At 61.2% G+C, this 14,465-nt stretch carries 10 protein-coding genes; 9 read left to right on the plus strand and 1 reads right to left on the minus strand.

Annotated features, from left to right (window positions below):
• Positions 1–195: 195 nt before the first annotated feature.
• From CAG02_RS05270 to choV, 3 genes are all read left to right on the plus strand, one after another.
• Positions 196–1,143, plus strand: a complete 948-nt coding sequence (locus CAG02_RS05270; protein WP_085709140.1) for a choline ABC transporter substrate-binding protein — start codon at positions 196–198, stop codon at positions 1,141–1,143.
• A gap of 66 nt (positions 1,144–1,209) precedes the next feature.
• Entirely contained in the window at positions 1,210–2,055 is an 846-nt protein-coding gene (gene choW / locus CAG02_RS05275; protein WP_085709139.1) for a choline ABC transporter permease subunit, read from the plus strand.
• The gene (gene choV / locus CAG02_RS05280; RefSeq protein ID WP_085709138.1) at positions 2,052–3,230 is read left to right on the plus strand and encodes a choline ABC transporter ATP-binding protein; all 1,179 of its coding nucleotides are present in this window, start codon (positions 2,052–2,054) and stop codon (positions 3,228–3,230) included. The genes choW and choV overlap by 4 nt, the downstream gene beginning before the upstream one ends.
• Positions 3,231–3,318: 88 nt before the next feature.
• Here choV and betT read toward each other — a convergent pair whose 3' ends face one another.
• Complete coding sequence (gene betT, locus CAG02_RS05285) at positions 3,319–5,316, minus strand: choline BCCT transporter BetT (protein WP_085709137.1); 1,998 nt, start codon at positions 5,314–5,316, stop codon at positions 3,319–3,321.
• A 425-nt stretch (positions 5,317–5,741) separates the two neighbouring features.
• Here betT and betI point away from each other — a divergent pair, with 425 nt between their 5' ends.
• The 6 genes from betI (at position 5,742) to mdtD (ending at position 14,434) form a co-directional block, all read left to right on the plus strand.
• Complete coding sequence (betI, locus tag CAG02_RS05290; protein ID WP_085688616.1) at positions 5,742–6,335, plus strand: transcriptional regulator BetI; 594 nt, start codon at positions 5,742–5,744, stop codon at positions 6,333–6,335.
• 88 nt (positions 6,336–6,423) lie between these two features.
• A complete protein-coding gene (gene betB, locus CAG02_RS05295) occupies positions 6,424–7,896 on the plus strand; it encodes a betaine-aldehyde dehydrogenase (RefSeq protein WP_085709136.1) in 1,473 nt (490 codons plus the stop codon).
• Between the two features lie 182 nt (positions 7,897–8,078).
• The gene (betA, locus tag CAG02_RS05300) at positions 8,079–9,782 is read left to right on the plus strand and encodes a choline dehydrogenase (protein ID WP_085709135.1); all 1,704 of its coding nucleotides are present in this window, start codon (positions 8,079–8,081) and stop codon (positions 9,780–9,782) included.
• Between the two features lie 272 nt (positions 9,783–10,054).
• A complete protein-coding gene (locus tag CAG02_RS05305; protein WP_085709134.1) occupies positions 10,055–11,497 on the plus strand; it encodes a TldD/PmbA family protein in 1,443 nt (480 codons plus the stop codon).
• Positions 11,497–12,834 (plus strand): TldD/PmbA family protein, encoded by a 1,338-nt coding sequence (locus CAG02_RS05310; protein WP_085709133.1) that lies wholly within the window; start codon positions 11,497–11,499, stop codon positions 12,832–12,834. Before CAG02_RS05305 ends, CAG02_RS05310 begins: the two co-directional genes overlap by 1 nt.
• A 160-nt stretch (positions 12,835–12,994) precedes the next feature.
• Complete coding sequence (mdtD, locus tag CAG02_RS05315) at positions 12,995–14,434, plus strand: multidrug transporter subunit MdtD (protein ID WP_085709132.1); 1,440 nt, start codon at positions 12,995–12,997, stop codon at positions 14,432–14,434.
• The last annotated feature ends 31 nt before the right edge of the window (positions 14,435–14,465 follow it).

Consider the following 14,465-nt stretch of genomic DNA (forward strand, 5'->3'; position numbering starts at 1 on the left):
TGACACTGGATGCGACCATCCCTGTACTGGATACGACGCACCCTGTAGGCGTCAGATTTTCACTGGTACATGATCGTATCGACTCGATTGCAAGGCGCCGTGACAGAGCTGTCTCCAGAACGCCATCCAACCGCAACCTATAAGTGCGGTGGTCCAGTCGGAACACTGCCAAAAAAAACACCAAGGAGTCCATCCATGAAAGGTTCCCCGTCGTTGTTGTTGGCCGCCATGCTGAGTCTGCCGTTACTGGCTCAAGCCGCAGAACCGGCGCAGTGCAGTACCGTTAACTTCTCCGATGTCGGCTGGACCGACATCACCGCAACAACCGCGACCACCAGCGTGGTGCTCGACGCCCTCGGCTACAAGACCAAGACCACCATGATCTCCGTGCCCGTGACCTACAAGTCGCTGGCCGACGGCAAGAACATGGACGTATTCCTCGGCAACTGGATGCCGACCATGGAAAACGACATCAAGGCCTACCGCGACGCCGGCACCGTGGAAGTGGTGCGCACCAACCTCAAGGGCGCCAAATACACCCTCGCCGTGCCGCAGGCGCTGTACGACAAGGGCCTGCATGACTTCGCCGACATCGCCAAATTCAAGAAAGAGCTCGACGGCAAGATCTACGGCATCGAGCCTGGCAACGACGGCAACCGCCTGATCCAGAGCATGATCGACAAGAACGCCTTCGGCCTGAAAGACGCCGGCTTCAAGGTCGTCGAATCCTCCGAGGCGGGCATGCTCTCGCAGGTCGACCGTGCGCAGAAGCGCGACACCGCCGTGGTGTTCCTCGGCTGGGCGCCGCACCCGATGAACAAGCGCTTCAAGATTCAATATCTGACCGGCGGCGACGACTTCTTCGGCCCGGATTTCGGCGCCGCTACTGTCGCGACCAACACCCGCAAGGGCTACGTCGAGGAATGCAGCAACGTCGGTCAGTTGTTGAAGAATCTGGAGTTCACCGTCGACATGGAAAGCACCCTGATGGGCAACATCCTCGACGACAAGATGAAGCCTGAAGCGGCCGCCAAAGCCTGGCTGAAAAAGAATCCACAGGTGCTCGATACCTGGCTCGCTGGCGTGACCACCATTGACGGTAAACCTGGCCTGGAGGCCGTGAAAGCCAAGCTGAATCAGTAATCGCTTATGCCGGGCGGGCCAGTCCCGCCCGGGCTGTTATTTCCTTGCATGCGGACGTTCACTACCATGCTGATTGATCAGAAAATCCCTTTAGGCCAGTACATCGCGGGCTTCGTTGAATGGTTGACGCAACACGGCGCCAGCACCTTCGACGCAATCGCCGTGACCCTGGAAACGATGATCCACGGCGTGACGTTTGCGCTGACCTGGTTCAACCCGCTGGTGTTGATCGGCCTCATCGCTCTGCTCGCGCACTTCATTCAACGCAAATGGGGCCTGACCGCCTTCGTGATCGCCTCCTTTCTGCTGATCCTCAACCTGGGGTACTGGCAGGAAACCATGGAAACCCTCGCCCAGGTCATGTTCGCGACCCTGGTCTGCGTGGTCATCGGCGTGCCGCTGGGCATCGTCGCCGCGCACAAACCGATGTTCTACACTTTGATGAGGCCGGTGCTCGATCTGATGCAGACCGTACCGACCTTCGTTTACCTCATTCCTACCCTGACCCTCTTCGGGCTGGGCGTGGTCCCGGGCCTGATCTCCACGGTGGTGTTCGCCATCGCTGCGCCGATCCGCCTGACCTACCTGGGCATCCGCGATGTCCCGGAAGAACTGATGGACGCCGGCAAGGCCTTCGGCTGCTCGCGTCGCCAACTGCTTTCACGGATCGAATTGCCCCACGCCATGCCGAGCATCGCGGCCGGCATCACCCAGTGCATCATGCTGTCGCTGTCGATGGTGGTGATCGCGGCACTGGTGGGCGCCGACGGACTCGGCAAACCGGTGGTCAACGCACTGAACACTGCTGATATCGCCCTGGGCTTCGAAGCGGGCCTGGCGATCGTACTGCTGGCGATCATGCTCGACCGTATCTGCAAACAACCCGACGCCAAAGTAGGGGGTGACGCATGAGCATAATCCGCTTCGACAACGTAGACGTTATCTTCGCCAAGGATCCGCGCGAGGCACTCAAGCTGCTGGATCAGGGCATGACCCGTAACGAGATCCTGAAAAAGACCGGGCAGATTGTCGGCGTTGAAAAAGCCAGTCTGGACATCGAGAAAGGCGAAATCTGCGTACTGATGGGTTTGTCCGGCTCCGGCAAGTCCAGCCTGCTGCGCTGCATCAACGGCCTCAACACCGTGAGCCGTGGCAAGCTGTTCGTCGAGCATGAAGGCAAACAGATCGATATCGCCTCCTGCAGCCCGGCCGAACTGAAAATGATGCGCACCAAGCGCATTGCCATGGTGTTCCAGAAGTTCGCCCTGATGCCGTGGCTGACCGTGCGCGAGAACATCAGCTTCGGTCTGGAAATGCAGGGCCGTCCCGAGAAAGAACGGCGCAAACTGGTGGATGACAAACTTGAGCTGGTGGGCCTGACCCAGTGGCGCAACAAGAAACCCAACGAACTGTCCGGCGGCATGCAGCAGCGTGTGGGCCTGGCCCGGGCACTGGCGATGGACGCCGACATTCTGCTGATGGACGAACCGTTCTCGGCCCTCGACCCGCTGATCCGTCAGGGCCTGCAGGACGAATTGCTGGAACTGCAACGCAAGCTGAGCAAGACCATCGTGTTCGTGAGCCACGACCTCGACGAGGCGCTCAAACTCGGCAGCCGCATCGCAATCATGAAAGACGGCCGGATCATCCAGTACAGCGTGCCGGAAGAGATCGTGCTCAACCCTGCGGACGACTACGTGCGCACCTTCGTCGCCCACACCAATCCGCTGAACGTGCTCTGCGGTCGCAGCCTGATGCGCACCCTGGACAACTGCAAACGCATCAACGGCTCTGTGTGCCTCGATCCGGGCGGCGACTCATGGCTGGACCTGGCCGAAGGCAACACCATCAAGGGTGCACGCAAGAACGGCTCGGTGCTCGACCTGCAGAACTGGGTGCCGGGGCAAGCGGTGGAAGGCCTCGATCGTCGTCCGACGCTGGTGGACTCGAACATCGGCATGCGTGACGCGTTGCAGATTCGTTACCAGACCGGCAACAAACTGGTGCTGCACGACAATAACCATGTGGTGGGGATTCTCGGGGACAGCGAGCTGTATCACGCGCTGCTTGGGAAGAACCTGGGGTAAAGAGAGCAGACACAAAAACGCCGCGAGAGGATCGCGGCGTTTTTGTTTTCATCATTCCCACGCAGAACGTGGGAATGAACAATCGCTTTTAGCTGTACACCCGGCCAAGGAGCTGCCGATGGCTTTCAAACTGATCGAGCACATCGCGTGTGATCTGATCCTGCGTGAAGCCCATCAGGTCGTAATCCTGGCTGCCGTTGTGCAGGTACACCTCGGCGCGGTAGTAACGCTGGCGCGCTTCATCGGACTGGGCCGATTCGGTCGGGGTCGCCAGGTAGCCGTCCAGGCTCACTTCGTAGACGAAAGGGTTGCCCTCTTCCATCTCGACCCGCACGCCCATGCAACGCTTGGATTTACCCAGCAGCGTCTGCACTTCCAGGCCTTGGGCACGCAGCTGTGCAGCCGCATCGTCCAGCGCCGGAGTGACGTGTTTGTCCATGAAGCGCTGCACCACCGACTGGCTCGGTTGCAGGTCCAGTTGAGTCAGACGCTCGCTGAAACCACGACGACCGCGCTCAGCCAGTTGCGCTTGCTCCTGTTCGATCTGCATGTCCTGGCGCATCGCCTTGTGCAGGCCGAACATAAAGCACACCAGCACCACCGAGAACGGCAGACCGGCCAGCACCACCATGGTCTGCATGGCTTCGAAGTTACCGGCGAACAGCAGGCCGATGGTCACCAGGGTAATCACGACCGACCAGAAGATCCGCAGCCAGTGCGGGGCATCTTCGTCGACAGTGCCGCCCTTGCACGACAGGTTGGCCATCATCACCGCGCCGGAGTCGGCCGGGGTCAGGAACAGCACGAAACCTACAAAGATCGACACACCGATGACGACTTTCGACGCCGGGTAGTGTTCCAGCAACTGATAGATCGCCATCGACGGCTGTTCCAGCGCCGTTTTGCCGAGCTCCACCGCACCGTGGTTCATCACCAGGTCCAGTGCCGAGTTACCGAAGATCGACAGCCACGCCAAGGTGAAGCCCAGCGGAATCAGCAGCACACCGGCCACCAGTTCACGCACGGTACGACCACGGGAAATACGCGCGATGAACATGCCTACGAATGGGGCCCAGGAAATCCACCATGCCCAGTAGAACAGAGTCCACAGGCCCAGCCAGCGGTCGGACTTGGCACTGTCGCCTTCATAGACGTACAGGTCGAAGGTCTTCATGACCACGCCGTTGAGGTAGTCGCCGATGTTCTGCACGAAGCCGTTGAGCAGGTGCAGGGTCGGGCCGAACAGCAGCACGAAAATCAGCAGGCCGCTGAACAGGATGATGTTGAGGTTGGACAGACGACGGATGCCGTTTTCCACGCCGGACACGGCAGCGATGGTCGCCACGGTGCTCATCACGATGATCACGATCAGCAGGTTGGTGTTGCTGTGCTCCATGCCGAACAGGTTTTCCAGGCCCGAGGACACTTGCAGCGAGCCGATCCCCAGGTTGGTCACCAGACCCAGCAGGGTCACGAACATGCCGAAGCCGTCTACCGCATGACCGGCAGCGCCCTTGACCCAACGCTCGCCCACCAGCGGGTACAGCGCCGAACGCAGTGCCAGCGGCTGGTTGTGACGGTAAGCGAAATAGGCCACGGCCAGACCGACCAGTGCGTAGATCGCCCAGCCGTGCAGGCCCCAGTGCAGGAAAGTCAGCTGGACAGCCTGACGTGCCGCCAGGTTGGTAGCCGATGCGCCTTCCGGCGGGTTGAAGTAGTGATCCAGCGGCTCGGACGCGCCGAAGTACAGCAGCGAAATACCGATACCCGACGAGAACAGCATCCCCGCCCAGGCGCCGTAGCTGAAATCAGGGGTGTCGTCCTTGCTACCCAGTTTGAGTTTGCCGTAGGAGGAAAACGCCAGGCCCACCACGAAAACGAGGTAAGCGGCGATCACCACCATGTAGTACCAGCCGAAGCTGCGGGACAACCAGGCCTGAGCCACTCCCAACATTCTGCCGGCCTCTTGCGGGGCGATGATCAGAATGGCGGTCAACAACAGAATCAGCACGGTAGAGGTGTAGAACACCCAACCGTTGACCGTCACCTTCTCGGGCGGGGTCTTTATAAGCGAGGCAGAACTCATGGCACAAATGCTCCAGGCAGTGCGAGAGAAGAACACAAGGCAACACGGAACCCGACCAATCGGTTAGTTGGCAGCCGACCGGCGGGTGATATAAAGACACCCCGAAAAAAGCCCGAACCTGCAGAGATGGCACCGCGAATCGCCGTCGTGGCCGAGGTCCGGACGTTCATCCGAAACCTGGCCTCGAGCGTCTTGCCCATTCAACACGTCCATCGAACGTCGAACCGCGCCTTGCCCCGCGCAGGTTTCGAGCATTTTCGGATGTCGGTTTATCGCCACTTACTCGTAGGAAAAATCTGTAGGCAGCGACGATTTGTCGCAGATCTTATTCTTTGTTGATTGAACGTTCAATCAAAACAAAATAGACTGGCCCTCAATCCGATCGGCGTTTATCGCCCGTCGGAAGGCCTAAGGAGATGTGCAAGATGCCCAAGGTCGGTATGCAACCCATCCGCCGCCAACAACTGATCGAAGCCACTTTGCAGGCGGTCGATCAGGTCGGAATGGGGGACGCCAGCATTGCGCTGATCGCCCGTCTGGCCGGTGTCTCGAATGGCATCATCAGTCACTATTTTCAGGACAAGAACGGCCTGATTGCCGCCACGATGCGGTATCTGATGAGCGTCCTTAGCGAGAACGTCACCGCGCGCCGTCAGGCGCTGGCAGACAGCAGCCCCCGGGCGCATCTGCAGGTGATCATCGAAGGCAACTTCGACGCCAGCCAGGTCAATGGCCCGGCAATGAAAACCTGGCTGGCCTTCTGGGCCACCAGCATGCACCAGCCGTCTTTGCACAGGTTGCAGCGGATCAACGATCACCGTCTGTATTCCAACCTGTGCTGCGAGTTCCGCCGTGTGTTGCCGCTCGAAGATGCGCGCACCGCCGCCCGTGGACTGGCAGCTCTCATCGACGGCTTGTGGTTGCGCGGCGCGCTGTCGGGAGACGCTTTCGACACTGCGCAGGCGCAACAGATCGCTTACGAATACATGGATTTCCAATTGGCCAAGAAGGTGAGCTAGAGCACAGAGAAAACGCTCGGCCCCTGAACGCCACCGCAGCCTGATCGCGGTGGTCAACGCCAACCACTTATGCACTTGCGAGGACACTATGGCCCGTTTCGAACTGCAAAAACTCTACATCGATGGCGCGTACTCCGACGCCGGCAGCGATGCCACCTTCGAAGCCATCAACCCGGCTAACGGTGAAGTCCTCGCACAAGTGCAACGTGCGACCAAGGAAGACGTCGAGCGCGCAGTAGTCAGCGCCGAAAAAGGCCAGAAAATCTGGGCTGCGATGACCGCCATGGAGCGTTCGCGCATCCTGCGTCGCGCCGTCGACATCCTGCGCGAGCGCAACGATGAACTGGCTGCCCTGGAAACCCTGGACACCGGTAAAGCCTTCTCTGAAACCAAGTACGTCGACATCGTCACCGGCGCCGACGTGCTGGAATACTACGCAGGCCTGGTACCCGCCATCGAAGGCGAGCAGATCCCGCTGCGTGACACCGCATTCGTCTACACCCGTCGCGAGCCGCTGGGCGTGGTTGCCGGTATCGGCGCGTGGAACTACCCGATCCAGATCGCCCTGTGGAAATCCGCTCCAGCCCTGGCGGCCGGTAACGCGATGATCTTCAAGCCAAGCGAAGTCACCTCGCTGACCACCCTGAAACTGGCCGAGATCTACACCGAAGCCGGCGTTCCAAACGGCGTGTTCAACGTCCTGACCGGCAGCGGCCGTGAAGTCGGCACCTGGCTGACCGAGCACCCGCGCATCGAGAAAATCTCCTTCACCGGCGGCACCGACACTGGCAAAAAAGTAATGGCCAGCGCTTCGGCTTCGTCGCTCAAAGACGTGACCATGGAACTGGGCGGCAAGTCCCCGCTGATCATCTGCGACGACGCCGACCTCGATCGCGCCGCCGACACCGCCATGATGGCCAACTTCTACAGCTCCGGTCAGGTCTGCACCAACGGCACTCGCGTATTCGTGCCGAGCCACCTGAAAGCCGCTTTCGAAGCCAAGATCGTCGAGCGCGTTGCGCGCATCCGCGTTGGCAACCCGGAAGACGAAAACACCAACTTCGGCCCGCTGGTCAGCTTCGCGCACATGGAAAACGTGCTGGGCTACATCGCCAAGGGTAAAGAAGAAGGCGCCCGCGTTCTGTGCGGCGGCGAGCGCATGACCGACGGCGAATTCGCCAAAGGCGCGTTCGTGGCACCGACCGTATTCACCGACTGCACCGACGACATGACCATCGTCCGTGAAGAAATCTTCGGCCCGGTAATGGCGATCCTGACCTACGAAACCGAAGAGGAAGTGATCCGCCGCGCCAACGACACCGACTTCGGCCTGGCCGCCGGTATCGTCACCCGCGACCTGAACCGCGCCCACCGCGTGATTCATCAACTGGAAGCCGGTATCTGCTGGATCAACGCCTGGGGCGAGTCCGACGCAAAAATGCCGGTTGGCGGTTACAAGCAGTCGGGCGTCGGCCGTGAGAACGGCATCAGCTCGCTGAACAACTTCACTCGCATCAAATCGGTACAGGTCGAGCTGGGCGATTACGTCTCGGTGTTCTAAAACCCGCGTCTTGTATTGCCTGCGAGGGCCTCTTCGCGGGCAAGCCCGCTCCCACAGGTTTGTGTGTCGCCCACCAAATCCGTGGCAACTCCCAATCCTTGTGGGAGCTGGCTTGCCAGCGATTCGAGTGCACAGCACTCGCCGAGGCCCCGACCTGACCACATATAAAGAGGGTGCATTCAATGTCCCAGGAATTCGATTACATCATTGTGGGTGCCGGTTCTGCCGGTAACACCCTGGCGACCCGTCTGACTGAAGACGAAGGCGTCACCGTCCTGCTGCTCGAAGCGGGCGGCCCGGACTACCGCATGGACTTCCGCACGCAGATGCCGGCCGCACTGGCCTTCCCGCTGCAGGGTCGTCGCTACAACTGGGCGTACGAAACCGATCCGGAACCGTACATGGACGGTCGTCGCATGGAATGCGGCCGCGGCAAGGGCCTCGGCGGCTCCTCGCTGATCAACGGCATGTGCTACATCCGCGGCAACGCGATGGACTACGACGGCTGGGCAAAACTGCCAGGCCTGGAAGACTGGACTTACCTCGACTGCCTGCCGTACTTCCGTAAAGCGGAAACCCGCGACATCGGTCCGAACGACTACCACGGTGGCGAAGGCCCGGTCAGCGTGACCACGCCGAAGGCAGGCAACAACCCGCTGTTCCACGCCATGGTTGAAGCCGGCGTGCAGGCCGGTTACCCGCGTACCGAAGACTTGAACGGCTACCAGCAGGAAGGCTTCGGCCCGATGGACCGCACCGTGACGCCGAAAGGCCGTCGTGCTTCCACTGCCCGTGGTTACCTGGACGTGGCTAAGAAGCGTTCGACCCTGACCATCGTCACTCACGCCCTGACTGACAAGGTTCTGTTCGAAGGCAAGCGCGCCATCGGCGTGCGTTACCTGGTCGGCGCTGCCGAAGAGCGCGTTGAAGCCCGTGCCCGTAAAGAAGTCATCGTCTGCTCCGGCGCGATCGCTTCGCCGCAACTGCTGCAACGCTCCGGCGTCGGTCCGGCGAAACTGCTGGAAAGCCTCGATATCCCGGTCGTTCACGATCTGCCGGGCGTCGGCGAAAACCTGCAGGACCACCTCGAGCTGTACCTGCAATTCGCCTGCACCCAACCGGTCTCGCTGTACCCGTCGCTGCTCTGGTACAACCAGCCGGCCATCGGTGCCGAGTGGCTGTTCAACGGCACCGGCATCGGCGCCAGCAACCAGTTCGAAGCGGGCGGTTTCATCCGCACCCGTCCGGAATTCGAATGGCCGAACATCCAGTACCACTTCCTGCCGGTAGCGATTAACTACAACGGCAGCAACGGTGTGAAAGAGCACGGATTCCAGGCGCACATGGGTTCCATGCGTTCGCCGAGCCGTGGTCGCATCCAGGTCAAGTCGAAAGACCCGCGCCAGCACCCGAGCATCCTGTTCAACTACATGGCCACCGAGCAGGACTGGCAGGAATTCCGCGACGGCATCCGCCTGACCCGTGAAATCATGCAACAGCCTGCACTGGACGCTTTCCGTGGCCGTGAAATCAGCCCGGGCATCGAAGTGCAAACCGATGAGCAGCTGGACAAGTTCATCCGCGAGCACGCCGAAACCGCGTTCCACCCGTCCTGCTCGTGCAAAATGGGCACCGACGAAATGGCGGTCGTGGACGGCCAGGGCCGTGTGCATGGCATGCAGGGTCTGCGCGTGGTCGATGCCTCGATCATGCCGATCATCACCACCGGCAACCTGAACGCCCCGACGATCATGATGGCCGAGAAAATCGCCGACAAGATCCGTGGCCGTCAGCCACTGCCACGCAGCAAGGCGCCGTACTACGTCGCTGGCGATGCGCCGGTGAAAGGCAAGGCACTGCGTGATGTGAGTGCTGTTGCTCAGTAATTCAGCTACACCGCATCAAGGCTAATCGCGAGCAAGCTCGCTCCCACATTTGGAATGCATTTCAACTGTGGGAGCGAGCTTGCTCCGGGCGGCGTTCCGACGATGGGGTCCTCACATTCAGCACAAATCCCTCTGTTTCAAGTAAATTCTCCTACACCCCCTCTTCACTTGATCCTACCCCGACGCAGGCCTACTCTAGTCCTCGCGCAATCGTTTCACCCCTCCCCGCCGAATCCGCTTCGCCGCTACTCCCATAACAAGGAGGTTCCCTGATGTTCGATTTCCACCCCCAGCTCAAGCAGCGCTTCGCTGCCTTGCGCACGGGCGCCGAGTTTTTTTCCTTGCGGTATGTACGCGAGTCCGGCCAGTACCTGTCGGTGCGCAAGAACGTCGCCGAGCCGCCGAGCCTGAGCCGCGATGAAGGCGCGATGCTCACCGTTCGCGTCAACGGCGTCGAAGCCTACGCCGCGACCAATGACCTGTCGCAACAAGGCCTGCAAGCCGCCCTCGAGCGCGCCGAACAGCAGGCCCGGCGGATCAAGCCCCACGCCCTGCTCGACCTGAGCCGGCAGCCGGTGTCCAGCGACCGCGCCGACTACTTTTCACCCAATCTGGAACAACCCTTCCCGTCCCTGAGCGAATGCTTCGAGCTGCTCGGCGCGGAATCCGCCTCGGTGCCAAAGGATGAGCGCCTGGTGAATTGGGAAGTGAGTATCGGCATCACCCACGTCGAACAGATCTACCTGAGCAGCGCCGGGGCCGAATTGCGCCAGGCCCAGCGCTTCGTCTATCCGGGCCTGGACGTCACCGCCTACGACGGCAACGACAGCCAGACCCGCAGCCTCGGCCGCGAGAACTTCGGCCAGCAGGGCGGCGCCGACGTGATCAGCCGCTGCGGCTTGATCGGTGCCGGTCCGCAAGTCGCCGATCAGGCGCTGCAACTGCTGCTCGCGCCGAACACTCCGCAAGGCCCGCGCGACCTGCTGCTGATGCCCGACCAGATGATGCTGCAGATCCACGAATCCATCGGCCACCCGCTGGAACTGGACCGGATTCTCGGCGACGAGCGCAATTACGCCGGCACCAGTTTCGTCAAAGCCTCGGACTTCGGCAGCCTGCAATACGGCTCGAAACTGCTCAACGTGACCTTCGATCCGGACATTCCCGAAGAGCTGGCGAGCTATGGCCACGATGACGACGGCTCCAGGGCCAGCAAGCAATTCCTGATTCGCGAAGGCCTGCTGGTACGGCCGTTGGGCGGTGCGCTGTCGCAGTACCGCGCGGGCCTGGACGGTGTCGCCAACAGCCGTGCCTGCGGCTGGAACCGACCGCCGATCGACCGCATGGCCAACCTCAATATCGAGCCGGGCGACCAGTCGCTGGAACAACTGATCGGCGGCATCGAAAACGGCATCCTGATGAGCACCAACCGTTCGTGGTCGATCGACGACGCGCGGAACAAATTCCAGTTCGGCTGCGAATGGGGCCAGTTGATTGAAAACGGCGAACTCAAGGGCGTGGTGAAAAACCCCAACTACCGGGGCATTTCCGCGCACTTCTGGAAAAGCCTGCGCGCAGTCGGCAACGCCAGCACCACCAAAGTGCTAGGCACACCGAACTGCGGCAAGGGCGAACCGAACCAGGTGATCCGCGTCGGCCACGCTTCGCCGGCCTGCGTGTTCAGCAATGTTGATGTGTTTGGGGGAGACGCCTGATGAGTATTTCCAAGAGCCAGGTCGAGGCCTTCAAGGTGCTGGTCAACTGGCTGCGCGATGCCGTGCGCGAGCCGGAACAGTTCACGCTGAGTTACGACGCCGAATCGTCGGCCTTCGTGCGCTTCAATCACGCGAAGGTGCGTCAGGCCGGGCAAGTGCAACAAGCCGGTATCGGTCTGAAACTGATCGACGATGGCCGCCATGCCGACCTGCACATCACCCTGTCCGGCGAGCAATCGACCGACCTGCAACGCCTCGCCGAAGGCCTGCAACAACTGCGCGAAACCCTGCCGCTGCTGCCGCAGGATCCGTACCTGCTGCTCAACCACAACGGCTGGCAGAGCCAGAACGTGCAGGAACATCCGCTGCCGGACACCGAGCAGGTGGTCGCTGAAATCGCCGAGGCGGCCGAAGGGCTGGATCTGGTCGGTTTCTACGCTGCCGGCCCGATCAGCCGTGGTTTCGCCAGCTCTTCCGGCGCGTTCGGCTGGCATCAGGCCAACAGCTTCAACTTCGACTTCAGCCTGTTCCACGAGAACGGCGAAGCGGTGAAAGCCAGCTACGCCGGGCATGACTGGAACAGCGAAGAGTTCGCCAAACGCTTCCAGCAGGCCCGCGAACAACTCGCGTTTCTCGGTCGTCCGTTGCGCACCCTGCCACCGGGACAATACCGCGCCTATCTGGCACCGGCAGCCCTGGAAGAAATCATGGGCATGTTGTGCTGGGGCGGTTTCTCGGCGCAGTCGATTGCCAGCAAGAGCAGCCCGTTGCAGAAACTCTATGCCGGCGATCAGACGTTCAGCCCGCTGGTGTCCCTCGACGAGAAAGTCAGCGGCTCGCTGAGCCCGGCGTTTTCCGGTGAAGGTTATCCGCGCAGCGATTTGCGGTTGATCATCGAAGGCAAAGCGGGTGACCAGTTGGTGGGTTCGCGCAGTGCTGCCGAGTACGGTCTGACGGCCAACGGTGCCGGCGGTGGCGAATCACCGAGCGCGCTGAACATGGGCGCCGGTGATCTGCCGCAAGCGGAGATTCTCAAGCAACTGGGCACCGGGCTGTACATCAGCAACCTGTGGTACCTGAACTTCTCGGATCAACCGGCGGCGCGCCTGACCGGCATGACCCGGTTTGCCACGTTCTGGGTCGAGAACGGCGAGATTCAGGCGCCGGTCAGCACCATGCGTTTCGACGACAGTGCCTACAGCCTGCTGGGTTCGCAGCTGGAAGCGTTGACTGCCGAGCGTGAGTTGCTGCTGTCGGCGAGCACCTACAGCCAGCGCAATACGTCGTCGGCGTTGTTGCCGGGAGCGTTGGTGAGCCGATTGACCTTGACCTTGTAACACCCTGTGGGAGCGAGCTTGCTCCGGGCGGCGATCCGACGAATAGGCCTGTTCATCCAACATTGAAGTTGACTGACAGACCGCTTTCGCGAGCAAGCTCGCTCCCACATTGACCGAGCTCGACCATGGATATGCATTAACTCCAACTACAAGAGGTTCCATGCCCAACCGCCCGCCTCTCGACGCCATCACCGCCCGCTGGTTGCCGTGGGTCGTCGCCATCGCTTTCTTCATGCAGTCCCTCGACGGGACCATCCTCAACACCGCCCTGCCGGCCATGGCCAGGGATCTGGCCGAAGACCCGTTGCGCATGCAAGGTGTGGTCATCGCTTACATGCTCACCGTGGCGTTGCTGATTCCGGCCTCGGGCTGGATCGCCGACCGCTTCGGCACCAAGAAGATTTTCTTCGGCGCGATCCTGCTGTTCAGCATCGGCTCGCTGCTCTGCGCCCTGTCGAGCAGCCTGACCATGCTGGTCGGCGCCCGGGTGATTCAGGGCCTCGGCGGTGCACTGATGCTGCCGGTCGGGCGATTGGTGGTGTTACGCGCCTACCCGCGCTCTGAACTCGTACGGATCATGGGTTTCATCACCATTCCCGGCCTGCTCGGGCCGCTGATCGGCCCGACCATGGGCGGCTGGATGGTGCAATACCTGACGTGGCACTGGATCTTCCTGATCAACCTGCCGGTCGGTGTCATCGGTTGCTATGCGGTGTGGAAGTTCATTCCCGACCTGCGCGGCACCGAGCGCACGCGCTTCGATAGCCTGGGTTTCCTGCTGTTCGGCGCGGCGATGATTCTGATCACCATCGCCATGGAAGGCCTTGGCGAATTGCATCTGCCGCACCTGCGGGTGATGTTGCTGCTGTTCGGCGGCATGGCCTGTCTGGCGGCGTACTGGCTGCGCGCAGGGCGTGTCGAGAACCCGCTGTTCGCGCCTTCACTGTTCAAGACCCGGACGTTTGCAGTGGGGATCATCGGCAACCTGTTCGCCCGTCTGGGCAGCGGCGCGTTGCCGTTTCTGGTGCCGTTGCTGCTGCAAGTGGCGCTGGGTTATTCACCGTCGCAGGCCGGGATGAGCATGCTGCCGCTGGCCGCCGCAGCGATGTTTGCCAAGTGGATGGCGCGGCCGCTGATCGAGCGTCTCGGCTATCGTATCGTTTTGACCGGCAACACGCTGGCGCTGGGGATCATGCTGGCGAGCATGGGCCTGGTCAGCGAGCAGACACCGTATTGGCTGCTGTTGTGCCTGCTGGCGATTCTCGGCGCGATCAACTCGCTGCAGTTCACCGCGATGAACACCGTGACCCTTATCGATCTCGACGACGCCAGCGCCAGCAGCGGCAACAGCCTGCTGTCGGTGGTTGCGCAGTTGTCGCTGAGCCTCGGGGTGGCCTGCGCCGGTGCGTTGCTCGGCGGCTTCACGGCGGAAATCGGCAATGATGGCGTTGAAACCGTGCTGGGCGCGTTCCAGCTGACGTTCGTGACCGTGGGTGTCATGGCGATGCTGGCGGCGACCATCTTCTCGCAACTCTCGAAAGAGGACGGGCGGCGCGTCAAACGTCCCGATGAACATCCGGACGAACACATCGAACATTAATCGCTGTTCGTCCAGAACTTTCGAGGAAAGT

The sequence above is a fragment of the Pseudomonas sp. R43(2017) genome (assembly GCF_002112345.1).
GTDB classification, from domain to species: domain Bacteria; phylum Pseudomonadota; class Gammaproteobacteria; order Pseudomonadales; family Pseudomonadaceae; genus Aquipseudomonas; species Aquipseudomonas kribbensis.

What these genes read in the sequence shown, in the direction of transcription:
- choV (WP_085709138.1), top strand. Translation starts at nt 2,052, where the DNA reads ATGAGCATAATCCGCTTCGACAACGTAGACGTTATCTTCGCCAAGGAT.
- CAG02_RS05310 (WP_085709133.1), top strand. Translation starts at nt 11,497, where the DNA reads ATGAGTATTTCCAAGAGCCAGGTCGAGGCCTTCAAGGTGCTGGTCAAC.
- choW (WP_085709139.1), top strand. Translation starts at nt 1,210, where the DNA reads ATGCTGATTGATCAGAAAATCCCTTTAGGCCAGTACATCGCGGGCTTC.
- betT (WP_085709137.1), bottom strand. Translation starts at nt 5,316, where the DNA reads ATGAGTTCTGCCTCGCTTATAAAGACCCCGCCCGAGAAGGTGACGGTC.
- betI (WP_085688616.1), top strand. Translation starts at nt 5,742, where the DNA reads ATGCCCAAGGTCGGTATGCAACCCATCCGCCGCCAACAACTGATCGAA.
- CAG02_RS05305 (WP_085709134.1), top strand. Translation starts at nt 10,055, where the DNA reads ATGTTCGATTTCCACCCCCAGCTCAAGCAGCGCTTCGCTGCCTTGCGC.
- betA (WP_085709135.1), top strand. Translation starts at nt 8,079, where the DNA reads ATGTCCCAGGAATTCGATTACATCATTGTGGGTGCCGGTTCTGCCGGT.
- betB (WP_085709136.1), top strand. Translation starts at nt 6,424, where the DNA reads ATGGCCCGTTTCGAACTGCAAAAACTCTACATCGATGGCGCGTACTCC.
- mdtD (WP_085709132.1), top strand. Translation starts at nt 12,995, where the DNA reads ATGCCCAACCGCCCGCCTCTCGACGCCATCACCGCCCGCTGGTTGCCG.
- CAG02_RS05270 (WP_085709140.1), top strand. Translation starts at nt 196, where the DNA reads ATGAAAGGTTCCCCGTCGTTGTTGTTGGCCGCCATGCTGAGTCTGCCG.